The following is a 24,359-nucleotide window of genomic DNA, read 5'->3' on the forward strand; positions in this document are numbered from 1 at the left end:
GAGACTGTAACTAATTTTGTGTAACTGCCTATCTCAACATACTCTATTAAGAGTTAAGGATAGGCAGATGAACATGAATAAGAAAGAGCTTGAAGCTTTCGCAAGGGAAGCAGCCAAAGGGATTAAAACACCTGAGGACTTGAACGAGTTTAGCCAGATGCTGAAGAAAATTACTGTTGAAGCGGCATTGAACGCGGAGATGGATGAGCATCTTGGCTACGAGAAACACCAACAGTCCACGTCTACCAATACCCGTAACGGCAAGAGCAGTAAACGGGTCAAAACCGAAGACGGCGAGTTTAAACTCGATACGCCTCGCGACCGTGAAGGCTCCTTTGAACCCAAACTTGTCAAAAAGCACCAAACCCGTTTCACCTCCATGGACGATAAAATCCTCTGGCTGTATTCACAGGGCATGAGCACCCGTGACATCGTCAATGCCTTTGAGGAATGGTATGGCGCAGAGATATCGCCCACGCTCGTTTCTCGTGTCACCAATGCCGTTATTGAGCAGGTGATTGAATGGCAATCTCGCCCTTTAGATGCCGTCTACCCGATTGTTTACCTGGACTGCATCGTAGTGAAGATTCGTCAGGATAAACGGGTCATCAATAAATCTATCTTCCTGGCTCTGGGTATCAACACCGAAGGTCACAAAGAACTGATGGGGATGTGGATTGCTGAGAATGAAGGCGCTAAGTTCTGGTTGAGTGTGCTGACTGAGCTTCAGCAGCGTGGCGTCGAAGATATTCTTATCGCCTGTGTGGATGGCCTGAAAGGCTTCCCTGATGCTATCAACACCGTTTTCCCTCAGACACACATCCAGCTATGTATCGTGCACATGGTGCGCAACTCACTCAAATACGTATCATGGAAAGACTACAAGGCCGTCACGACGGATTTAAAGCGGGTTTACCGCTCAGCGACTGAAGACGAAGCCTTGCTCGAACTGGAACGCTTCAGTGAAATCTGGGATGGCCAGTACCCACAAATCTCTAAATCATGGCGTAACCACTGGCAGAACCTTAATACGTTGTTCAGTTACCCTGAAGATATCCGTAAAGCGATTTACACCACCAACGCCATTGAGTCGCTCAACAGTGTCATCAGAAAGGCTATCAAAAAGCGGAAAATCTTCCCCAGTGACGATGCAGCAAGAAAGATGGTTTACTTAGCGATTCAAGATGCCAGCAAAAAATGGACAATGCCCATTCAAAACTGGCGTCAGGCTATGAGTCGTTTTATTATCGAGTTCGAGGAACGCCTCGAAAGACACATTAACTAAATGGCAGTTACACAGAATCTGTTACAGGCTCCGATCCACTACTGTAAATATAAATTTAACAGGAGGTCCTAGAACCTCCTGTTATTAGTTTAGGTTTAGGGATAAGAACAATGTTGAAAAAAGTTTTTATACATACTTTCCAAAGCTTCGGTATCTATATTGTTTACATTAATATTAATAACTTTATTCTTGATGACTTGTTTGAATTCACTACAGATCCGACTCTGATTCCATTTTTTATAATACTATCGTTTATAAATATCTTTTTGCGTAAAGAAGAGTCAAAACATCAATCTTTATATTAGATGAATTACTCATAGATTGTTTACGTATTAAAGTCATATTCAAATAGCCTGAAACGCACTGCGTTCCGGAGTCTTTTCATCGTTATCCTTTTCAGTTGCCCTACGTTAGTTAAGGTGATTTTATGATAGGCGCAATTCTCTAAGTAATTCTTCATGTAAACGTCACAAAGTTATCGTAGCGTCGGGCTTTATTTGCCAGCGAGGTGAAGCGATGAAATGGGATTCAATTAAGTCCCGGTTACTCCTGATGACAACTTTATGTGTGCTGGGCATGGGGTTAATGACAATTAACCAGCATTATTTTGGACAGAAGTTAAGTGCGCTCAACGAACAGAATGTAGCGCTACAGCAAATGCAAACCGATTTACTGCAGTTAAGGCGTCACGAAAAAGATTTTTTACTGCGCCATGACCGTCGCTACCTCGAGCAGTTTCGTGAGCAATACCAACGTTTTATCGCTACTGTTAACAGCCTCGACCAAGTCATTGGCCAATATGAATTACCCGCTAGCCTGGTTAGCGATATCGCGGTAAACAGCGAACTTTACGCGCGTGATTTTTATAAGTTGACGCAGTTGATGGAAGTGTACGGACTCACAGCAGACACTGGCATCAATGGCGAACTTCGCCAGCTTTCCACGGCGTTAAATACCCGGGCTGAAGGGCTCACGCCAGCTTTGGTAAGCTTGCTCGGTCGGGCTACTTATCTGGCCGCTGATTATCAACTTATCGCCGACCCGAAGACCCTGGAAGCACTCAGACAAACGCTGTCACTCATCCTTGGTAATCAGTCGCTACCCGTTGAAGTCGAAAGCCTGTTGGTTGATTTTCGCCAGCAGGTAAATCGTCTGGCTCAGGTTAAGCAACAAATCGGCCTTACCGAACAGCAGGGCCTGCGCGGTCAGTTTCGCCAGCAGGCCCACCGGGTTGAAGAGGATCTTAAAACGCTGGATAACGCCTTGCAGCCAGTGTTGGTATCGCACAAAGAACAGGCTACTGTGTTCAGTACTGTGATTGCTGTACTGACGTCAGTCGCACTAATCTTGTTACTGGTCAAAAGTTTTGCCACCTTTCACCGGTCTTTTGCTAACTTCGTACTGTTTTTTTACCGCTGTAAACGGCAATATCAACGTATAGACCCAAAGCAACTGGGATTTTCGGAATTTCGCTCGCTGGCCGCACTGGCCAATGAAATGGTTGAAAGCCGCCGGCAAATTGAGCGGCGACTGGCTAAGTTAGAAGCGAGTGACCCCAAGCCCGCGGAGGTTGCACCATAACATTTTATAAGAGGGCAGCAATGCAATTTAATCAACTAGGTAGCAGTGATTTACAGGTATCGGAAATTTGCCTGGGTACCATGACCTTCGGTATTCAGAATACCCAGCAGGATGCGAACGACCAGCTGGACTACGCGGTCGATTACGGTATTAACTTTATCGATACCGCCGAAATGTACCCTATTCCGCCAAACGAAGCGACCTACGCTGATACCGAGCGCTTTATTGGAAACTGGCTGGCAGCTAATCAGGATAAGCGTGAAAAGCTGGTGTTGATGACCAAGATTGCCGGCAGTGGTCTGGCTTATATTCGTGATGCCAGTCCTATCAGCAGTAACACCATTGCTATGGCTCTGGATGACTCTCTGAAACGGTTACAAACCGATTACGTGGATGTGTATCAGTTGCACTGGCCAAACCGTACCTCACCACATTTTGCTAAACACTGGCCCTGGCGCACCAATCCTCAGGATACCGATGTTGAACGCGAGCGCGAAGGCATGCGCGACATCGTAAAAGGCATTGGTGAGGCTATTGATGCCGGTAAAATTCGTCACTGGGGGCTTTCTGACGATACGCCCTGGGGGATTCATACGTTTTTAACCCTGTGTCAGGAAATGGGGGTGCCCAAGCCGGTTTCCATCCAGAATGAATTCAGCCTGTTACATCTGAAAGACTGGCCTTATCTGATTGAGACCTGCGTGTTTGAAAACATTGCTTATCTGCCCTGGTCGCCGCTGGCAACCGGATTACTGACCGGTAAATACCAGAATGATGAACGCCCTAAAGGTAGTCGCTGGACCTTTGTGCAGCGTCAGGGGTTATTCCGCAATACCACCGAGGCGCACGAGGCAACGGCGCGTTATCTGGAAATCGCTGAGCGCGCTAAAATTACACCCGCCCAACTGGCGCTGGCCTGGTGTAAGCAGGTTCCCGGCGTGACATCTACCATCATTGGCGCAACCAGTGTGGCACAGCTGAAAGAGAATATTGAAGCCTTTGAAATAGACCTGTCAGAAGACACCAAAAGACAAATCAACCAGGTGATCAAGCGCTATCCTATGCCTTTCTAGGGCGTTTACCCCTTCATAGATTTGTCATGTTACGTCCATAGACTGGAGGTTGATTAACTTTCCACCTTCAGTTTATGTCGACAACATCAATTCCATTAGGCAGCCAGGCGGGCGCTGCACCTCAACCAAACCGCCATCAGTGGGTGGTCTTGCTGGGGCTTATATACCTGATGCTGGTTGCCGTCTCGGTAATTGGCAATGGCTTTCAGGCCATGACGGCCGGCCATGCAGAGTCGCTTTTTCAGTTTGCCGAAAACCCGGTTACAGGTTTAATCATTGGCATTCTTGCTACGGCCCTGATCCAGTCGTCCAGTACGGTAACCTCGATAATAGTGGCAATGGTTGCCGGCGGGTTACCCATAACACTGGCGGTGCCAATGATGATGGGCGCTAATGTTGGCACCAGTATTACCAATACCATCGTCAGTATGGGCCATATCAAAAATGCCGATGAATACCGTAAAGCCTTCCAGGCCGCTACGATTCACGACATTTTTAATCTGATGGCGGTGGTTATCTTCCTACCGCTGGAGATTATGTTTAATCTGCTGGAGAAAATCAGTGGCATGCTGGTGAGCTGGATGCACAGCGATGAGGTGCTGGAGGTGGGGGGATTTAACCCCATAAAAGCGGTTACCTCGCCGGTAAGCCAGCAACTGGAGTCGATGCTGTCGGGCTTATCCTCCGGCTTTGCCGGTGCGCTGATGATTGTGGCAGGGGTACTACTGATCATCGTTTCCATTACTTATCTTGGTAAAATCATGAAAGCGTTGATGGTCGGTCGGGCCAAAACCATGCTGTACAGCAGTATTGGCAGAGGGCCGGTTTCCGGTATTGCCTCCGGCACGGCGGTAACCGTGCTGGTGCAGTCCTCGTCAACCACCACGTCGCTGATGGTGCCGTTGGTCGGCAGTGGCGTACTCACGGCCAGAGATATCTATCCATTTACGCTGGGGGCTAATATTGGCACCTGCATTACTGCAATTATTGCTGCGCTTGGGGTCAGTGGCCTTATGGCAGAGCCTGCGCTGCAAATCGCGCTGGTGCATTTTGTCTATAACTTGCTGGCGGTTTTGTTGATTTTTGGGTTGCCATGGTTACGGGAAATCCCGCCGCTGTTGTCTGGTTTGCTGGCTGACAGGGTGGCCAAACAAAAGGTACTGGGTCTGGTGTATATTCTGAGTGTCTTTTTTGCAATGCCTTTCGGCTTTTTACTGTTATCGGGATTTAAGCTGGCATAAAAAAGGCCACAATCAATGTGGCCAACTTGGGAACAACCGAACACAACGGGCAGCGCGCAGACGCTGCCTTTTCTAAGTGTAGTCTTAAAAAGCGTACTTCGCAGAAAATTGCACGCGGCTCATATCACCTTCAAGACCGGCATCAGTTTCACGTTTTGCATAAGCATACTCTGCACCCACCGTAACCGTTTTGCTCATCGAGTAAATGTAGTTAACGCGGGCACTGTAGGTTTTGTCAGTGTAATCGCCCATGGTGACCTCAGTGATTTGCTCAGCGTCAGCGTCGAAGGCCGAAAACATGATGCTGGAACGGGCTTTGTCGGTCCACATATGGCGGTAAGCCACACCGTAACCCGTTGAGTCGATGGCATCCAGACTGCCAGTTTCTTCGTTGTACACAGCACCTTGCGCGGCGTTCAGTGCAGCATAACGGCCCAGACCACTACCAGTGAAGAAAGTAAAGCGCAGATCGTCGGTATCGCTTAACTTCACTTTTGATGTAATCGACACACCCATGCCGGTGTCTGAGGCATCAATGCCGCCAACTTCATAAGATAACTGGCGTAAGATACCTGCTACTTTTACGTGACCCCAGTCTGCTTTGTGCGTGTAGGCACCAATTACGTCTGGAACTGAGTTGTCATCTGTTGCGCCAACACCCACCACGGTGGTTTCTGGATTTTCCAGCGCAAAATCAAAGCCGTTCTGTGAATAACGCACCATTACCTGACGACCGAAGGTAATCCCATCGGTGGTGCCGATAAAGTCCAGAGACTCCGGTAATGCACCCACGTCCATAAAGGTGGTCCAGGTTTGACCAACTAACCAGTTTTTATATTTTAAGAAGGCGTGGCGCATACGAGGCAGATAAGAGTTGGAGATCCGCTCGTTATCGTAGTCGCCTTTGGTTACCATGAAATCAAATTCCAGCACACCTGTGATGCTGTCACCGCCATCTACCGGCGTATTGGTAGTTAAGCGAAAACGTGATTGTCTGGCATGACCGTCGAAGCGGCCGCCAATGTCATCGTCTGACGCGCCAACTGCAATAGTGGAAGGCACGTAAAAATCCCGGTTAAGCGGGTGGCCTTCACCATTAGAGTAGTCACTGTAGATGCCATCTACTTTGATATAGCCGGTGTATTTGACGTCTGTTGAGCCGATGGTAGCGGCGTTGGCAGATGCCATTGCAAAGCCAGCTACAGCCAGTGATACTGCGCGGGTAATTGTTTTCATAGTGGTTTTCATGTTTCTCGTCCCATTTGTCCAGGAATTGGATGATTGGTAAAAAAAGTGTAAAAATACAGTTAACGAATAATAATTTGGATGAGTTTAGACCAATTGCAAATAAGCGGATGGTCTATAAGACGAAAGTCGTAACACATGGTAAGTAAATAGAATTTTCGCACTCGGTAAGACCAAAGTCGCATTTTTCTTTGGTCAGGAACGGCTACATTGATCTATCAACAATATCACTGCTTTTTATTAAAAAATTGGAGGCACATCAAATGACTGCCAGCAAGATATACCCGGTTCCAGAGGACATCAAAGCATCTACGCACCTGACTGAAGAGCAATACTTCGAGATGTACAAGAAGTCGGTCGAAGATCCTGAAGGGTTCTGGGGCGAACATGCCAGCACGCTGGATTGGTATACCAAGCCTACAAAAGTAAAAAATACTCACTTCGGCGCCGATGACGTCTCAATTAAGTGGTTCGAAGATGGCGAGATCAATGCCAGTTATAACTGTATCGATCGCCACCTGGCTGAAAACGCAAAGAAAACTGCCATTTTCTGGGAAGGTGACTCGCCTGAAGACAGTGATGAAATTAGTTTCCAACAGCTCCATTATGAAGTCTGTAAGCTGGCCAATGGCCTGAAAAAACTGGGCGTCGAAAAAGGCGACCGCGTAGCTATTTACATGCCGATGGTGCCCCAGGCGGCTTACGCCATGCTTGCGTGTGCACGTATTGGTGCCGTGCACTCAGTAATCTTTGGTGGTTTCTCGCCAAACGCGATTGCCGACCGTATTAACGACAGCAGCGCCAAGGTAGTGATTACCTGTGACGAAGGCCGTCGTGCTGGTCGTAGTGTGCCGCTTAAAGCAAACGTTGACCGCGCGCTGGCCAATGATGCCTGTCCTTCTATCACCAACGTTATTGTGCATAAGTTAACAGGCGGCGATGTTGCCTTTGATGACAGTGTTGATGTGTGGTGGGACGCGCTGGTAGAAGACTGCTCTGCGCAGTGCGAACCAGAAGTGATGAACGCGGAAGATCCGCTGTTTATTCTGTACACCTCCGGCTCTACCGGTACCCCTAAAGGTGTGGTTCACACTACCGGCGGTTACCTGTTATATACCGCAATGACCTTTAAATATGCCTTCGATTATCGCGAAGATGATATTTACTGGTGTACCGCCGATGTGGGTTGGATCACCGGTCACAGTTACATGACTTACGGCCCGCTGATTAACGGTGCTACGCAGGTATTCTTTGAAGGTGTACCTACTTACCCGGATGTACGTCGTATTGCTCAGGTTGTTGAAAAGTACAAAGTAAACTCTCTGTATACTGCACCTACTGCTATCCGTGCGCTAATGGCCCACGGTGATGCGCCGGTGGAAGGCTGCGATCTGTCTTCTCTGCGTCTGTTAGGTTCGGTAGGTGAGCCAATCAACCCGGAAGCCTGGGAATGGTACTACCGTGTTATCGGTGAAAGCCGTTGTCCGATTATGGATACCTGGTGGCAAACCGAGACCGGCGGCATGATGATCACTCCTTTGCCTGGTGCCACACCGCTCAAGCCGGGGTCTGCTTCACGTCCGATGTTCGGTATTCAGCCGGCACTGTTTGATGCAGAAGGTAAAGAACTGGAAGGTGCTAACGAAGGTAACCTGGTGATTAAAGAAAGCTGGCCAAGCCAGGCTCGTACCGTTTATGGCGACCACGAGCGTTTCATTAATACCTACTTCAGTGCCTATAAAGGCGTTTACTTTACTGGCGACGGTGCCCGTCGTGATGAAGATGGTTACTACTGGATTACTGGCCGCGTAGATGACGTACTCAACGTATCTGGTCACCGTTTAGGTACTGCTGAAATCGAGAGTGCACTGGTTGCTCACCCTAAAGTGGCAGAAGCCGCTGTAGTGGGGTATCCGCACGATATCAAAGGTCAGGGCATCTATGTGTACATCACGCCTAATGAAGGTGTTGAGCCGGACGACGATCTGACTAAGGAAATCCGTGCCTGGGTACGTACTGAACTGAGCCCAATCGCAACACCGGATATGATCCAATGGTCACGCGGTCTGCCGAAAACTCGTTCAGGTAAGATTATGCGTCGTATCCTGCGTAAGATTGCAGCCAATGAGCATGAGCAATTAGGCGACACGTCAACGTTGGCGGATCCGTCGGTTGTTGATACACTCATAGAGGAGCGCCTTAACAAGTAAACGGAGTCACAATGATAACGCTGCTGATTGCTGATGATCACCCTTTATACCGCGATGCGCTAAAGGGGGCGTTGTCATTGTCGTTGCCAGATCTAACGATTTTAGAAGCTGGTGACCTCACCACCACGGTCGACATGCTCGAAAAAGAGGATGTCGACCTGTTGTTACTTGATCTGCATATGCCGGGCAGTAACGATTTGTTCGGCTTATTGCATATCCGCAAACTCTATCCCGATTTACCCGTTGCAGTAGTCTCCGGCACCGAAGATGCTACTATCATTTCCAAAATTGTGGGCGTGGGCGCGCTTGGTTTTATTCCTAAAACCACCAGTGCCGATAATATCGCCAAAGCGGTGGAAGTGATTCTGGACGGTGACATCTGGCTGCCCGAGTCAATCAGCGAAAAAATCGAAGACGTCGACGAAGAGTTCTCTGAACTGGCGGATAAAGTGTCAAGCCTTACACCTTCTCAGTATAAAGTGCTGTGTTACATGCGCGATGGCCTGCTCAATAAGCAAATTGGCTATAACCTCGATATCGCAGAAGCCACAGTTAAAGCTCACGTTACGGCAATCTTTAAGAAGCTGGGTATCAACAACCGCACTCAGGCGGTTTTGATTGCTTCACAGCTGGAACTGGAACCGCCGGCCACACCGGGCAAATAATCGTTTTAAAATAAGTGCTCAAGCGGGCTGTCGAAGCTTGCTGTCGCTGCTTTGGTGGCATCGGATAATAGTGGGTTCTGTAGTCTGATAAGCTCTCTGCCTGCGAGCAGGTTACGTGCTCTGATATAGAAATGCTGGGAGGTAAGCAGACGGGACAAGTCGCCATTGGCGGTGAGTATTGCTAACCCTTTTTCTAACCGTCGGGCGAGCTCGGGTTTACTCTTTGTCACAAAGAAAAACATCGGATTATCGTAATGCAGGGTAATGTGCTTGGCGATGATAAGATCCTTTGTTGAACGGGATGCCAGCTCGGTAAAAACCTCATTAGCGGCCCTGGGAAAATAGTCTGCCCGGCCGTTGCTCAGGCTTTCAAAAGCGCCGCTGTAGCTGTCGGTTATGAGATTAAAACCGTTAAAAGTCAGCACGCTGGTATCCGGCCAGCCTGTACCTTGCACGGCGGTGAGTGCTTTAAGCTCGGCAACGCCCAGCTGCTCGTCGAAGCGTTCATCAGAAGCTCTTACCAGTATCACCCGGTAACCAAACAGGCCTGCGGTTAATGGTACCCGTACGGCAATATGCTGTTGCTCCCGCTTGATAGTGGTAATCGACCAGTTTATGTCTGTGGTGCCCTGTGTTAACTGATTAAACTGTTCTTGCTGGCTTGCCACCTCAGAGTCGGGCACCAGAATCACCGGTCCGAACTGATTATCGGTTTGTGCTAATGCCAGGCTAAGCAGCGTTTTTATGTAAAAGTAAAACTCATCGGTGCCTTGCTGAAAATTAGGAATATTGACTTCGGTAACGTCGTCGAATGCGCCTGGCTGGGCCAGGCATGAAGATGCAGCCACCATCAACCAACTGGCGAGTAGGCAGCCGATAATTAACCTTGTCCCTGGTAGTCTTTTCATTTTACGAACTAATTATTGCCATAGGGGGCCTGTAACAGTGTCTGGTATAGTTTCTCGGCCTGCAAACACCCTCCCAGTGAACCGCTATTTTCCAGATCAAAAATCGTTCTGCCCCGCATAATAGAAATGGCTTGCTGATACCACTGCTGGCTTTCCATCAGCGCCAGAAAACTCCCATCCTGAATTGAGCGTTCAAAACCGGTGGTGAGCCTTTGGGCCAGCGCCGTATTGCCTTTTTTAACGTACACTAAAAACAACAGGGGATAGCGTAAAGCGTGATCAGGGGCGATTACCAATCCCTTTGTTTGCGCCGTTTGCATTTCGCCCAATACCTCTGCAATGCCTCTGGGGTAGTAATCGGCCAGCCCTTTCTCGACCGCGCGGTAAGCGGAAAATCGATCGGAGGAAAGCACGGTAAAGCCGTTATTTACCAGAATATCGTAATCATGCCATTTGGAAGACTGTACTGCTACGAGTCCTTTCAGAGCGTCGACAGAATTGATGTTAGCAAAGCGCGTGTCATCTTCGCGTATCAGACTCACCCGCAGACCAAACAACCCGGCTATTTGCGGCACTAATACTGGTTGATAGTCTTCGTTGCGCTTCAGCGAACAGGTGGCCCAGGCGATGTCCGTGATGCTCTGGTTAAGATTACGTAACTGACGTTTTTCCTCAACCGGGATTTTGAGCCTGACCACTTCGGTTTCACCGTAATCCTGCTCGGTGGCCCTTATGGCCTGTTCCAATTGTAAATGAAGGTATTCAATAATCGGATGTTCAGTGGTGAAGGTGGGTAGCCTTATGACCTCCTTGGCATTACTCTTTGCAGAATAAATTCCAAGTACAACAACGGCTATCAGGGCCAGTTTATTCATGCTCAGCACACTTCCTTTATCATCACCTTGCAAGTATAGGTGATGGGTTTGCTTCCTGCACAACCGTCGGGCGAAAATTGCTGAAGTTAAGTAAAATCCGGAAGCGGGTGCTTCCGGATGACTCAGGTTGGAATGGCTATGGTCGGGCTGGCAGGATAAACTCGTATTCTGGGTCAACATAAAACTTGCCTACCATGGCTTGTCTGCCTAATAACATCAGATAGGTCATTTCAGAACGGTCGGTTAGCGTGAGCTTAATTTTCCATGACCGGGTACCCATCTGCAGGCGCGTGTTGATGACATAGCGGCGCTGCCTGTCTGCCGTGGAGCTCTTAATTTTTTTCTGGCTGAGCACCTTACTTTCGCAACGTACCGTGCGGGCAACGTCGTGAATATCCGGGTGAATATCAAAGCGGATCCAGCGTTCGTTGTCGCGCTCGAATTCTTCGATATTGTCTACATGCAGTGAAGACGTTGCGGCACCGGTATCTACCCGCATGACTAAGTTATTAATCCCCAGTTCTGGCATGCTGCCATACTCAAGGGCGCCAATCATTTGTTTGGTTTTACTGGATTTGCTCATTTACAAGGCCACCGTAGTGTCATTAGGTACCAGATTGTCCTGCAGCATTTCCACCTGTTCTGCCACGGTATCCGGAGTTTTAAAATAGGCAATGTGATAAATCGCCTCACCTTCCTGGGTTAACGGAATATTTTGTTTACCAATCACTACACCCTCTGCCGGACTGATGAGAGTGCCCAGAAACTGCCCGTAAGAGTCCGCAATGGTAGCCAGCTTATCGCCTTTTTCCACATGGTCTCCCAACTGCGCCAGGTGGTTAATAAAGCCACTTTCCGGCGCGCGCACCCAGCCACTGGAGCGGGCGATGTAAGGTTTAATCGGCACACCTTTTGCGCGGCTTTTATTGAGCATACCCAGATGACGCATGGTATTGATAATGCCTTTTACGCCAGCCCGAATGGAAAACTCGTCGTAACGTAAGGCCTGACCGGCTTCGTACAACAGAATTTTGATTCCGGCTTCACTGGCCGTAGCACGTAAAGAACCATCACGAATATCGGCGTTTAGCAGCACGGGTACCCCAAAGGCCTGCGCCATAGCGAGGACTTCCTCGTCGTCGAGGTCGGCGCGGATCTGCGGTAAGTTACTGCGGTGAATCGCACCGGTATGCAGATCGATGCCAACGTCGCACTTACTGACTACCTCGTTAAAAAACAAATGGGCCAGACGTCCGGCCAGACTGCCTTTCCGGCTCCCAGGGAAGCTACGATTAAGGTCGCGTCGGTCGGGTAAATAGCGAGACTGGTTAAGCACGCCATAAACATTCACGGTTGGCACGGCTATTAGAGTGCCTTTTAACCTGTCGATAGCCCGGGATTTAATGAGGCGGGCAATGATTTCAATGCCATTGAGCTCATCACCGTGGATCGCCGCACTTACGAATAACGTAGGGCCTGGACGTTTACCACGCTTCACATAAACCGGAATACTCATACTGGTAGCAGTATAAAGAGGCGGCATATCCAGCGCGATTTTCTTCGTTTCACCCGGCAGTATGGTTTCACCGCCAATCACAAGCCCTTTGGTGGCCATCAGCCTTTTCCTTTGGTTTTAGTTTTGTGTGGTTTTGCAGAGGTTTCGATGAACTGAATAATCATACTGGCCACATCTTTACTGGTTGCTTTTTCGATCCCCTCCAGACCAGGCGAGGAGTTTACTTCCATCACCACCGGCCCCCGTGAAGAACGTAAAATATCTACACCACAACAGTTTAAGCCCATGGTTTTCGCTGCGTTAATGGCGGTTTTACGTTCATCCGGCGACAAGCGCACCAGACTGGCTGAACCGCCACGATGCAGGTTGGAGCGAAACTCGCCCGGCGCAGCCTGGCGTTTCATGGCAGCGATCACCTTGCCACCTACGACAAAGCAGCGGATGTCTGCGCCACCAGCTTCTTTAATGTATTCCTGAACCAGAATGCTGGCATTCAGACCCATAAAGGCTTCAATCATGGCTTCCGCGGTTTTTTGTGACTCGGCCAGCACTACGCCGATACCCTGGGTACCTTCCAGTAACTTGATCACCACCGGCGCGCCACCAACGTTTTTAATCACGTCGTCTACTTTATCCGGGTGATGGGCGAAACCGGTACGGGGCATGCCAATCCCTTTACGGGATAAGAGCTGCAAGGAACGCAGTTTGTCCCGCGAACGGCTGATGGCCACTGATTCGTTGATGCTGTATGTGCCCATCATCTCAAACTGTCGTACCACCGAGGTGCCATAAAAGGTCACCGATGCCCCAATGCGCGGGATGACTGCATCATAGTCAGGTAGTCTTTCACCTTTATAGCGAACCGACGGATCGCTGCTGGTAATGTCCATGTAGCAGTGCATGGTGTCTATGATATCCACGGTGTGTCCGCGCTGCTCTGCAGCCTCTTTCAGGCGACGGGTAGAGTAAAGACGGGGATTTCGGGATAATATTGCAATTCGCATGATGTAGCCTAATTTTGGTTGCGGCAAAAAACGGCATACTTTGCCTTGTGTGTGGGTAATGTAAAGTAAATAAAATTTGTCGTGACGGTGATAAATCTTGAGTAATAACAAGACTCACCGTCTACCGTATTGGTTATAGCATACGCCTAAAAAAGGGCCATTGTCACGGGAGATGCTGCCCACAATCAGTGGGCAGATTTAATATACCGGGTCATACTTTTCAGCAACGCGCGCAGCTTGGCGGGTTTAATGGGTTTGCTCAGATAATTCACCCCTTGCTCCTTACAACGGGTCACCACGTCCTCATCGTGAGTGGCGGTAACCAGTGAGGCTGGCAGCACAATATCGAGATGCTGGCGAATAGCGTCAATTAAATCCAGACCATTCTGGTCGTTGCCGAGCTGGTAATCCATCAGCAAAATTTGCGGAGAAAAAATATCGGCCTGAGTGATAGCGTCGTCCCAGTTATCTGCAAGCACCGTACTGACACCCCATTTCTCTAACAGGGTTTGCAGTGCGTCGAGATTTTCCTGCTGATCGTCCACGCACAGTACCCGTAATCCGCGGAACGAAGCAGTGGGGTTGGCCAGTGAGGTACTCTTTGAGACCAGAGGTTGGGTCATGGGGAAGCTTAGCGAGAAGCAACTGCCCCGACCCACTTCAGATTCCACCTTTACCTTACATTGCATCTGTTGGCTTAAGCGCCTTACCACGCCTAAGCCCAGCCCGATCCCGTGCTCGGAGCTTTCATTGGTGCGGTAGAAGTCGCTAAAGATTAAAGCCTGTTGCTCTTTGGAAATACCAATGCCAGTATCGCGGATCTCTATAAGTAGTTTCCCTGCTCGCTTGCGGGTAGAAAACAGCACCTTACCCGAGTTGGTGTATTTCACAGCATTAGACAGCAGGTTCTGAATAATCCGATACAAGAACGTTTTATCGGCATATACCCAACAGTCCAGTAAACGGGTGCGCAGGGTGAGGCCTTTATCCCGGGCGCGCATGGATAATTCATCCACGATGGGATCGCATAAATCCTTTATGTTTACCGGCTCAGGGTTGGGCTTGAGTTCGCCCTGGTCCAGGCGGGAGATATCCAGCAGAGTGGCAATCAGCGCCTCACTGGAGGTTACCGAGTGATTGAGTTTGTTGACGATGTTATTCACCGCGTCCGGTAGTCTGGCTTCCTGCAAGGCAGAAACGTAAAGCTTGGCGGCGTTCAGCGGCTGCAATACATCATGACTGGCCAGCGCCAGAAAGCGGGTTTTACTGGCATTGGCATCTTCGGCCTGTTTACGGGCGCGTATTAGCTCTTTTTCAACGCCACGCCGGCGCTCGATCTCAAGGCGTAACTCAGCGTTAATCGAGTGTACTTCTTCCGTGCGCTTTTTAATTCGCAGCTCAAGGTCGATATTGGACTCTTCCAGCGCCTGCTGGATTTCCACGTGCCCGGTAATATCATTAAAGCTGGTTACGAAGCCACCACCCGGGAGCGGGTTACCCACCATTTCAATAACCCGGCCATCGCTACGCTGACGGGTAAACCGGTGAGGCGTACCGGAACGCAAATGTTCCAGGCGTTTCTCGATTTCGCCTTCAATATCGTTAACCCCAAACTCGCCTCGTTCGGCGTTGTAGCGAATGAGCTTTTCTATCGGCATGCCCACCACTAAAAAATCTTCCGGATAGGTATACAGTGTGGCGTACTGTTTATTCCAGGCCACCAGGTTAAGGTGTTTATCAATGACGCTGATACCCTGATCCATATTCTCCAGCGATGTCAGCAGGGCGGTCATATTAAACTGCATGGCCTGGGTGGTATCGTCGAAGAAGTTAATAACTTCGGTAAAGTCGAGCTTCTTACCACGCAGGACACTGTCGATCAGGGCTTTAGCACTGGATGCACCAATTACCCCTCCGAGGGCTCTTTCGCAGAAGGCCATAAAGGCGTCGTCCGGCGCCTGAGAGCTTTCAATGGTAGTGTGATGAAGCTGCTGATATTCATTAACCAGTTGCTTGCAGCGCCCGGTGCCCATAAACGTGGAGAGCAGGGTGATAAGGTCGGCGATGGTTACGTTAACGCTCTGATTCTTGAGCGGCGTATTACGCACTTCAGCCGGGGATACAAAGGCTTCAGCCTGGATCCTGTCGATTAATCGGGCCGGCGCAAACCAGGAAAACAGGCAATAGGCCATGGCGTTGGCAATCAGGCTGATAATTGCGCCCTGGCTAAGTAACTCACTTTGCTCAAAGTCTGTAGCGGAGTTGTTGACGATGGGAAGCACCAGCCACAACACCCAGGTAATCAGCCCCACTACAAGGCCTGCGTAAACACCGTGAGCGTGGCCGCGTTTCCAGTACAGGCCACCAATTACCGCAGGCATAAGCTGAATAACCAGTGAAAAGGCAATTAAACCGATGGAATGCAGCGAGCGACTGCCGGTCATTTGCTGGTGGTATAAAAAGGCCAGTAGCAGAATAATGCCAATAATTACCCGGCGGATCAGCCTGATGCGTTTACCGTAATCACCATATGCGGCGGAATGTTGTTTGACCGCCAGTAAGCGCGGCAGCACCACATCGTTAGTCAGCATGGTACTGAGTGTTAGTGTGGCTACGATGATCATCGCCGTGGCGGCCGACAATCCGCCAACAAACACAATGACCTGCAGTAAAAAAGACTCCGAAAAAATGGCCAGTGATAACACGTAGGTATCCGGCTCAATGGGGTTATCGGCAAAAACTGATTGCCCGGCCATGGCTATAATCGGGATCACAGCAGCGGTAATCGCCAGATACAGCGGAAACAACCAGCGCGCTGTTTTAAGGTGATTCAGGCTCAGGTTATCGACGATGGCTACATGGAACTGACGGGGCAAACAAATCACCGCAGCGGCGGCCATGATCACCTGGGCAAAAAAGGTAAAGGAGGAGAACTGAGATAATGCTTCTGTTGTTAGAAAGTCTTCCAGGATCGGCCGTGTTTCCTGCTCATACCAGGCCTGATAGCCGACGATAGCAACAAGAACCAGCGCCAAAAGTTTTATGGATGACTCAAAGGAAATGGCCAGAATCAGACCGCGACGGTATTCGGTAACGTCGGTTTGTTTGGTACCAAAATAGATGGCAAACAGAGCAATAAAGGCGGTGGCCAGCACAATAATAAACTGGCTGTTAGGCTGATTAGTTAACAGCTTAAAGGTTGCGCCGATGGCTTTTAGCTGCAGGGCGATATAGGGAATGGTAGCCATCAGAGCGATAATGGTTACCAGCAGAGCAACCGCCTGGCGTTTGCCGTAGCGGGAAGCAATAAAGTCGGCAATGGTATTAATGTGTTGTTTTTTACTGACCAGCGTCAGTTTATAGATAAACCGGTAGCCCAGAATGTATACCAGTACCGGCCCGAGCAGAATTGGCAGGTAAATCCAGGTGTCCCGGGTAGCCTGACCCACCGCACCAAAAAAGGTCCAGGCGGTACAATAAATGGCCAGTGCCAGCGAGTAGATCACCGGGTGTGAGGTTATCCATCTGGCAGTGGGAGAATTCTTATCTCCCCAACTGGCGATGTAAAATAATAAAAATAAATAAACGAGTGCGAGCGAAACCCAACCGAACGTCATGCCTTGTCCTAACAGGTTTTTAACAAATCTGATTGCATTATAACCAACCCCCTAAGGCCTGACCTACGACCATGGTCTCATTTCTTGAATTGACATGCCCGTCTAGAGTATATCCGAAGCTCCTAATTATGCGGTTTTTAGGCGATTTTGGCGGTTTGGGATTGCCAGGGTAAGCGCTAAAGTCGCCTGAGAAGCTCTCCGTTAGGAAAATGTAAAAATAGAACATCGAATTAACCTGTTGATGAGGACGGAAAGATGGCATTTAAAAGTGATGACGACAAAACGGCGTATTGGAAGGAGAACCTCTCCATCCTCGCCAAATTGTTAGTAGTCTGGTTTGTCGTGTCTTTTGGCTGCGGCATTCTTTTAGTAGACGTGCTAAACGAAATCCAATTCTTTGGCTTTAAGCTGGGATTCTGGTTTGCACAGCAAGGTGCAATATACGTGTTTGTGGTACTCATTTTTGTGTATATGGCCAAAATGAATGCATTAGACAAAAAATACGGCGTAGACGAGGAGTAATCCAATGGATGTACAATTATTAACCTTTATCATCGTTGGCGCCTCGTTTGCCCTGTATATCGCAATCGCGATCTGGGCCCGCGCTGGTTCAACCAACGACTTTTATGTTGCCGGCGGTGGTGTTCCACCTGTCCTTAACGGTATGGCAACCGCAGCGGACTGGATGTCAGCCGCATCATTTATCTCTATGGCCGGTCTGATTTCCTTTATGGGTTACGACGGCGCTGTTTACCTGATGGGCTGGACCGGTGGTTATGTACTGCTGGCGTTATGTCTTGCGCCCTACTTACGTAAGTTCGGTAAATTCACTGTACCGGATTTCATTGGTGATCGCTACTACTCACAAACCGCACGTACTGTGGCGGTATTCTGTGCCATCTTCGTAAGCTTTACTTACGTTGCCGGTCAGATGCGTGGTGTTGGCGTAGTATTCAGCCGCTTCCTTGAAGTTGATATCGTAACCGGTGTGGTTATCGGTATGGCAATTGTATTCTTCTACACCGTATTAGGTGGTATGAAAGGCATTACCTACACTCAGGTTGCCCAGTACTGCGTATTGATTTTTGCTTACTTAGTACCTTGTGTATTTATTTCTGTAATGGTGACTGGTCACATTCTGCCACAAACTGCCTTCGGTGCGACGCTGGCTGACGGGTCCGGGATGTACATGCTGGAAAAACTCGACCAGATATCCGTGGCGCTTGGATTTGCTGAATATACCACCGGTACGAAGAGCACGATTGACGTATTCTTTATCACCTTCGCTCTGATGGTAGGTACTGCGGGTCTGCCTCACGTAATCGTACGTTTCTTCACTGTACCTAAAGTACGTGATGCACGTAAGAGTGCGGGTTGGGCGCTGGTCTTCATCGCTATCCTGTATACCACTGCACCGGCACTGGCTTCATTCGGCCGCGTAAACATGATTGAAACCATCAATGGTCCGGACCTGGCGGGTACGCCTTATGCCGAAGCGCCTACCTGGATTAAAAACTGGGAAAAAACCGGCCTTATCGAATTTAACGATAAGAATGGTGATGGCAACATGTACTATGCAGCGGGTAGCATTACCGACCCTAACAGTGCAAACGAAGTAAAAGTTGACCGTGACATCATGGTACTGGCTAACCCTGAAATCGCCAATCTGCCGGCCTGGGTAATTGCGCTGGTGGCAGCTGGTGGTGTAGCCGCGGCACTGTCTACTTCAGCGGGTCTGCTGCTGGTAATCTCTACCTCGGTATCGCATGACCTACTGAAACGTAACTTTGCGCCAAACATCTCCGATAAAGCTGAGCTGGGCTATGCCCGACTGGCAGCCGGTGTGGCAATCGTTATCGCAGGTTACTTTGGTATTAACCCGCCAGGATTCGTAGCGCAGGTGGTCGCCTTCGCGTTCGGTCTCGCGGCCTCGAGCTTCTTCCCGGCCATCATTATGGGTATCTTTAGCAAGCGTATGAATGATAAAGGTGCTGTGGCAGGTATGATCTCGGGTATCGCGTTTACCGCCGCCTACATCATCTACTTCAAGTTTGTGAACCCGGCGGCTAACGTGCCTGCAAACTGGTGGTTCGGCATCTCACCTGAGGGTATCGGTACCCTGGGTATGCTGGTGAACTTCGCAGTAGCGTACGGCGTGTTCAAGATGACTGATGAAGCACCGCAGGAAATCCAGGAAATGGTTGAAAGTATCCGCTTCCCGAAAGGTGCGGGTGAAGCCTCAGCTCACTAAGCACAACTGACACTTAAGATAAGAAAAGGCTCACCAGATGGTGGGCCTTCTTTATTTATCCCTGAGTTGCTTTTTGAGCAGGCAACTCAGGCATAAACAGGGTTGATCTGGCACAGTCTATCACTGGCTAAAACCCGCTATGCTGTATCTATTAAGAGAGAAAAACGCGACCGGGGACAGCCTATGAGTACCACGCCACAGCAAGTTATTGATTTTCTGAAAACGTCAGCACCGTTTGACCAGCTGAAAAATGAATTGCGTGAAGAGCTGGCCCAGAAAGCGCGGCTTATCTACCTGGCAAAGGAAAACCAGGAAGCACTTCTCAAAGAAAATGCCGGTCGTCTGTTTCTTATTCAAAGCGGCCAGTTCTCGGTGAAAGACAGTGACGGCCCCCAGCGACACTTAAGTGAAGGTGACTATTTTGGTTTCCACGCTCTGATTGATGGTGTGACCTACCCACTGGAAGTAGAGGTAGACTCGCCGGGGCTGGTGTATTCGTTTAGCGAAACTGCGTTTAAAAAAGCTCTGGAGATGCCGGAAATCGCCAACTTCTTTCAGGGCACCAAAAGTGAGGCCCTGCAAAATCAGGCGGTGCAGGACTCAAACTCCATGTGGCTGTATAAAGCCCTGTCTGAAGTGATTGAGCGTGCACCGGTAAAAGTTGATGTGAGCCTGTCTGTGCAGCAGGCTGCCGAGGTGATGTCAGAGAGTAATGTGTCGTCGTTGCTGATCACTGAGAATGACAAACTGGCCGGCATTGTTACCGACCGTGATTTACGTAACCGGGTAGTGGCCACCGGCCTGGATGTTGGTCTGCCGGTTAAATCTATCATGACAGAAAAACCGGCGATGATTATTCAGAACCGCACTATGTTTGATGCCATGGCACTGATGACCGAGCGTAACATTCACCACCTGCCGGTTGTCGATCGCACCACCCGGGAGCCAGTGGGGATGGTTACCGCATCCGATGTGATACGGCATCAAAAGGGTAATGTGTTGTTTGTGATTGGTGAGCTATCTAAGGCCGAAAACCTTTACGAACTTACCCGTCTGTCGTGGCAAATGCCCCATTACTTTGCCACCCATGCCAAGCGGCCCGGCGACTTTGACATTGCCGGTAAAGTACTGGCACAAGCTACCGATATCATGACCCGCAAGCTGATTAGTTATTATCAGCAGCAGCACGGCCCGGCGCCGCTTGATTATGCGTGGATAGTGTATGGTTCGCAGGCCCGGGAAGATCAGACCATGGGCTCCGATCAGGATAACGGCTTGTTACTGGAACGCGAGCCTAATCAGCAGGAAGCTGAGTATTTTGCTGGTATGGCCGAGTATGTATGTAACGGGCTCGGCAAGTGTGGAATAAAACTGTGCCCGGGCAATATTATGGCCAGTAACCCGGATCTCAGGCTGTCGCTGGATGCTGCGGTAGATGAAGCGAAAGGCTGGGTAGCTCAGCCTACCAATAAAGCCATCATGTATTTTAATATATTCCTGGATGCCCGGGCGGCTGCCGGTGATGTGGATTTATTCAGGAAAATGCAGATGGCCCGGGTGCCTTTATTAAAACAGCCAATGTTTTTGGCTGCGCTGGCCCGACAGGCCAATGACGCCTCGGTGCCCCTGTCGATGTTTAAGAAATTCACTTATGAGAAGGGCCACACCGTTAAAGATGCCATTGACCTGAAAGTCCGCGCTATTGCTATTATTAATAACCTGGTGCGGCTTTATGCGCTGGCAAATGGCCTGACCATGCCATCCACCCTTGGGCGACTCGCCGCACTGCCCGCTGGCGCCGGACTATCTAGCCGCGATGCCGATAACCTGCGGGATATCTGGTTGTTCTTAAACCGCTTGCGCTGGCGTCATCAGCTACATAATAAAGTCACCGATAATCTGGTGTCGGTGAGCGATTTGTCTTCGATTGAAAAACACCAGCTCAAGGCGGCCTTTCAGGCCATAGAGCGAGCTCAACAGGCCGCTGTTATGAAGTTCTCCGGTGGAATGTCCTGATATGCCAGCGCAGCAACAGCCTTCCATCTGGCGGCGCATACAACAGTGGCTGAGCGGCGGCTCAGCGCTTCCAGAAAGTCGTAAACATCAAATGCTCAGGGATGTCCCGCTGCTGGCGGTAGATTTGGAACTGACCTCGCTGGACCCACAGAAAGCTAAGATAACATCGATTGGCTGGACCGAAGGGAAGGCCGGCAGCATAGCTTTGAGCAATTGCTATTATGCTGTGGTCAGGGCATCTGGCGATCTGGAGCAAAGCCCGGTTATCCATGGCCTGACAGCCGATGAAATTGCTCAGGGAGCACATATTAAAGAGGCGCTTGAGCAACTGATTCCTTATGCGCAAACGCATGTGTGGGTATTTCATAACGCCGGGCTGGACTTAGCCGTACTGGATAAAGTACTGGCCGCTAATGATATGTATCTGCCAGAGGTGATTACGCTTGATACGCTGAAGCTGGCAGTATATCAGTTGCAAAAGCAGCACGACGTGCTGCCGCCTAACAGCGCCACCCTGACTGTTTGCCGGCAGCGATTAAATTTACCGCTGGCACCTGCGCACAACGCCCTTGATGATGCGATGGCAACTTTACAGCTGTGGTTTGCGCAATATTACAGCATGGACCCCGGCGGAAAGATGAGTTTGCAGGATATTGTTCACACTCAGGCGGTCGGATGCAAAAATTTAGGAAAAAGTTCGAATAATTGATTGACAAGAATAGCCCAAGAGCGTATCTTTCCGCCCGCGTTGAGCAACGAGCTAAACGCAAAGGCCCAGGTGGTGAAATTGGTAGACACGCTAGCTTCAGGTGCTAGTGACCTCACGGTCGTGGCGGTTCAAGTCCGCCCCTGGGCACCATTCCTCGAAAGACATTTTAAACTTCCTATTTCTAAATAAATTCAAGCTTTTATCGAGTCGGCGGACTAACCCAGCCGAAAATCACAGATTTTCGTCGTTCATCCGTACGCGAAGCAGTGCTTCGCATAAAACGTACAGCTTCACCCACCCCTGGGCACCATTCCTCGAAAGACTCTCAAAAATAAAATTCCCGATATAAAAATCTACAGAACAAAACCTGTTAATGACTGTTTTGTTAATAAAGCTCCCGCTAACAGTTCATATGTGTATTACATCCCTGTAGCATCGTCCAGCCACGCCATCCGGGCGTGTCGTTCTTCGTGCTGCGTTATGCCACTGGCATAACGGTCACTCCTCACCCAGCCGAAAATCACAGATTTTCGTCGTTCAGTCGCGAGCCAAGCAATGCGTAACCAAATGCGTTTTCAATATATTTTAATCCGCGTAACGTACGCCCTGGCAGAATAGCTGCTAATATAGCGCCTCGTTATCCGGCGACATTTGTTTTTGCGCCCACTGCCGTTCTTATTGTTCATTATTCAGGATCACCATGGCACTTAAAGCAACCATTTTTAAAGCAGACCTGTCGATCACCGATATGGACCGCAACTACTATAACGACCACAACCTCACCATTGCCCGGCATCCGTCTGAAAATGATGCGCGTATGATGCTGCGAATTATTGCGTTCATTGTGAATGCTCATGAACGACTGCAGTTCACTAAGGGGTTATCCGATGATGACGAGCCGGACCTGTGGCAAAAGAACTTCAGTGATGAGATTGAGTTGTGGATTGAATTAGGGCAACCCTCAGAACAACGTATTAAGAAAGGCTGTAATCAAAGCCAGCAGATGATGATTTACTCCTACGCCGATAACAGCTTTGATGCCTGGTGGAAAAAGGAACAAAACAAGCTGCAAACCCGCAAAAACCTCTCTGTGTTTACGGTGCCTGAAGCACTGGCTTCCACGCTGGAGAAGGTCGTGCAACGCTCTATGCAAATTCAGGTGACCGTGCAGGACGGTCAGATGTGGCTGACTATCGAAGGGCCGGACGTTACAGAAAGTGTTGAAGTGGCCATTGAACAGCACATGTAGAGGCGGTAAGCGACGGACGTCGGAAACGTCCGTCTAGCACTACTGTGCAGCAGGAAAACTGCTAGTTAAACAGATCTTTAAGTTTGTCTTTGCCTTTTTCCATTAACTTGTCTTTTTCTTCCTCAAGTCTTTCTTTGGCTTTATCGGCTACCACTTTCTTCGCTTCGGCTTTTGCCTGTTTAATAGCGTTATCCAGCATTTGCTGCACAATAGCGGCACCAACCTGGTCGGCCGGTAAACCGTCGGGCTTACCAATTGAACCAGCGTTAAATGTAGGCAAAGTAACTTCATAGGCCTTTTTATCAATCTCAAATTCCCCGGTGTCGAGGTTTTCAAAGTTCAGCACCAGTTTAGCGTTGCTAACGGTAACCTGATCGACAATCAGTTTCGGACTCGGTGATGAAGGGTCGGCGGGCTGTTCATTGCCGCCTTCAGGCAGGTTGGCGGTCAGGTTGTTCTTAAGTACTACCAGGTTGCCCTGGCCTTTGCTATCCAGCTCATACAGGATTTCCGGACCGTCAACGGTGACTTCCTGAATACGGTAAGGCTCTTCGGTAGAACCTGCTAAGTCCAGGGTGATACCGGTGAGGCTGAGGGCATCTTCGTCGCTAAAACCATCCGGGTTTTCCACGTCGATATCGTTAATGGTCAGGCGGCCTTCACTGAAAGACAAATCTACCGAAGCCACGCTCACCGGGGTGTCTAAATATTTAGTTCCCTGGGTTTCTATCTGCGAGCGGATAAATTCATTGGCACCGCTGGCGAGATACACCACGCCACCCACAACGGCGGCAATCACTACCAATAAAATGATAATAACTTTTTTCATTACGCTTCCCTTTATCTAATGAGTTATACGCATCCTACTACAAAATACGCAACGGCAAACAATGCTCGCGATGAAATCCCTGCAC

The 24,359-nt window shown here is 49.4% G+C and carries 19 protein-coding genes and 1 tRNA gene; 12 read left to right on the plus strand and 8 right to left on the minus strand.

Going from position 1 to position 24,359, the window contains the following annotated elements; all coding sequences use genetic code 11:
- Positions 1-73 precede the first annotated feature (73 nt).
- The 4 genes from D9T21_RS17400 to D9T21_RS17420 all read left to right on the plus strand — a co-directional run bounded on the left by D9T21_RS17400 (position 74) and on the right by D9T21_RS17420 (position 5,180).
- Entirely contained in the window at positions 74-1,285 is a 1,212-nt protein-coding gene (locus D9T21_RS17400; protein WP_123323316.1) for an IS256 family transposase, read from the plus strand.
- Positions 1,286-1,801: 516 nt separating this feature from the next.
- Positions 1,802-2,866 carry a chemotaxis protein gene (locus D9T21_RS17410; RefSeq protein WP_123326414.1) on the plus strand — a complete coding sequence of 355 codons (1,065 nt, stop codon included), beginning with the start codon at positions 1,802-1,804 and terminating at the stop codon, positions 2,864-2,866.
- 20 nt (positions 2,867-2,886) lie between these two features.
- Positions 2,887-3,939 carry an aldo/keto reductase gene (locus tag D9T21_RS17415; protein ID WP_123326416.1) on the plus strand — a complete coding sequence of 351 codons (1,053 nt, stop codon included), beginning with the start codon at positions 2,887-2,889 and terminating at the stop codon, positions 3,937-3,939.
- Positions 3,940-4,013: 74 nt separating this feature from the next.
- Complete coding sequence (locus D9T21_RS17420; protein WP_123326418.1) at positions 4,014-5,180, plus strand: Na/Pi symporter; 1,167 nt, start codon at positions 4,014-4,016, stop codon at positions 5,178-5,180.
- Positions 5,181-5,264: 84 nt separating this feature from the next.
- Here the strand turns inward: D9T21_RS17420 and D9T21_RS17425 are convergent, their stop codons facing one another.
- Positions 5,265-6,428, minus strand: coding sequence for a DcaP family trimeric outer membrane transporter (locus D9T21_RS17425; RefSeq protein WP_123326420.1), 1,164 nt, complete (start codon positions 6,426-6,428; stop codon positions 5,265-5,267).
- Positions 6,429-6,688: 260 nt separating this feature from the next.
- On the opposite strand from D9T21_RS17425, the gene acs reads away from it, so the two are divergent.
- Together acs and D9T21_RS17435 are read left to right on the plus strand one after the other, a co-directional pair.
- Positions 6,689-8,635, plus strand: a complete 1,947-nt coding sequence (gene acs, locus D9T21_RS17430; RefSeq protein ID WP_123326422.1) for an acetate--CoA ligase — start codon at positions 6,689-6,691, stop codon at positions 8,633-8,635.
- Between the two features lie 11 nt (positions 8,636-8,646).
- Positions 8,647-9,300, plus strand: coding sequence for a response regulator transcription factor (locus D9T21_RS17435; protein WP_123326424.1), 654 nt, complete (start codon positions 8,647-8,649; stop codon positions 9,298-9,300).
- A 5-nt stretch (positions 9,301-9,305) separates the two neighbouring features.
- Here the strand turns inward: D9T21_RS17435 and D9T21_RS17440 are convergent, their stop codons facing one another.
- The 6 genes from D9T21_RS17440 to D9T21_RS17465 form a co-directional block, all read right to left on the minus strand.
- Positions 9,306-10,208, minus strand: coding sequence for a type 2 periplasmic-binding domain-containing protein (locus D9T21_RS17440; protein ID WP_123326426.1), 903 nt, complete (start codon positions 10,206-10,208; stop codon positions 9,306-9,308).
- Between the two features lie 8 nt (positions 10,209-10,216).
- Positions 10,217-11,083 (minus strand): type 2 periplasmic-binding domain-containing protein, encoded by an 867-nt coding sequence (locus D9T21_RS17445; protein WP_164464744.1) that lies wholly within the window; start codon positions 11,081-11,083, stop codon positions 10,217-10,219.
- 136 nt (positions 11,084-11,219) lie between these two features.
- Positions 11,220-11,666 carry an ATP-dependent zinc protease family protein gene (locus tag D9T21_RS17450; RefSeq protein ID WP_123326431.1) on the minus strand — a complete coding sequence of 149 codons (447 nt, stop codon included), beginning with the start codon at positions 11,664-11,666 and terminating at the stop codon, positions 11,220-11,222.
- Complete coding sequence (locus tag D9T21_RS17455) at positions 11,667-12,698, minus strand: succinylglutamate desuccinylase/aspartoacylase family protein (protein ID WP_123326433.1); 1,032 nt, start codon at positions 12,696-12,698, stop codon at positions 11,667-11,669.
- Positions 12,698-13,603 carry a 30S ribosomal protein S6--L-glutamate ligase gene (gene rimK, locus D9T21_RS17460; RefSeq protein WP_123326473.1) on the minus strand — a complete coding sequence of 302 codons (906 nt, stop codon included), beginning with the start codon at positions 13,601-13,603 and terminating at the stop codon, positions 12,698-12,700. Before rimK ends, D9T21_RS17455 begins: the two co-directional genes overlap by 1 nt.
- A gap of 185 nt (positions 13,604-13,788) precedes the next feature.
- Positions 13,789-17,220 (minus strand): PAS domain-containing hybrid sensor histidine kinase/response regulator, encoded by a 3,432-nt coding sequence (locus D9T21_RS17465; RefSeq protein ID WP_123326435.1) that lies wholly within the window; start codon positions 17,218-17,220, stop codon positions 13,789-13,791.
- Positions 17,221-17,475: 255 nt separating this feature from the next.
- Here D9T21_RS17465 and D9T21_RS17470 point away from each other — a divergent pair, with 255 nt between their 5' ends.
- The 6 genes from D9T21_RS17470 to D9T21_RS17495 all read left to right on the plus strand — a co-directional run bounded on the left by D9T21_RS17470 (position 17,476) and on the right by D9T21_RS17495 (position 23,445).
- On the plus strand, positions 17,476-17,742 hold the full coding sequence (locus tag D9T21_RS17470; protein ID WP_105933789.1) for a DUF4212 domain-containing protein: 267 nt from the start codon (positions 17,476-17,478) through the stop codon (positions 17,740-17,742).
- 4 nt (positions 17,743-17,746) lie between these two features.
- A complete protein-coding gene (locus tag D9T21_RS17475; protein WP_123326437.1) occupies positions 17,747-19,471 on the plus strand; it encodes a sodium:solute symporter family protein in 1,725 nt (574 codons plus the stop codon).
- A 183-nt stretch (positions 19,472-19,654) separates the two neighbouring features.
- Complete coding sequence (locus D9T21_RS17480; RefSeq protein ID WP_123326475.1) at positions 19,655-21,487, plus strand: putative nucleotidyltransferase substrate binding domain-containing protein; 1,833 nt, start codon at positions 19,655-19,657, stop codon at positions 21,485-21,487.
- A 1-nt stretch (position 21,488) separates the two neighbouring features.
- On the plus strand, positions 21,489-22,196 hold the full coding sequence (locus tag D9T21_RS17485) for a 3'-5' exonuclease (RefSeq protein WP_123326439.1): 708 nt from the start codon (positions 21,489-21,491) through the stop codon (positions 22,194-22,196).
- 63 nt (positions 22,197-22,259) lie between these two features.
- Positions 22,260-22,346 (plus strand) — tRNA-Leu (locus tag D9T21_RS17490).
- 550 nt (positions 22,347-22,896) lie between these two features.
- Entirely contained in the window at positions 22,897-23,445 is a 549-nt protein-coding gene (locus D9T21_RS17495) for a YaeQ family protein (RefSeq protein ID WP_123326441.1), read from the plus strand.
- 61 nt (positions 23,446-23,506) lie between these two features.
- Here D9T21_RS17495 and D9T21_RS17500 read toward each other — a convergent pair whose 3' ends face one another.
- Complete coding sequence (locus D9T21_RS17500; RefSeq protein WP_123326443.1) at positions 23,507-24,274, minus strand: AsmA family protein; 768 nt, start codon at positions 24,272-24,274, stop codon at positions 23,507-23,509.
- Positions 24,275-24,359: the final 85 nt, after the last annotated feature.

Origin of the sequence: Marisediminitalea oceani, assembly GCF_003731635.1 — a bacterium.
Classification (GTDB): domain Bacteria; phylum Pseudomonadota; class Gammaproteobacteria; order Enterobacterales; family Alteromonadaceae; genus Alteromonas; species Alteromonas oceani.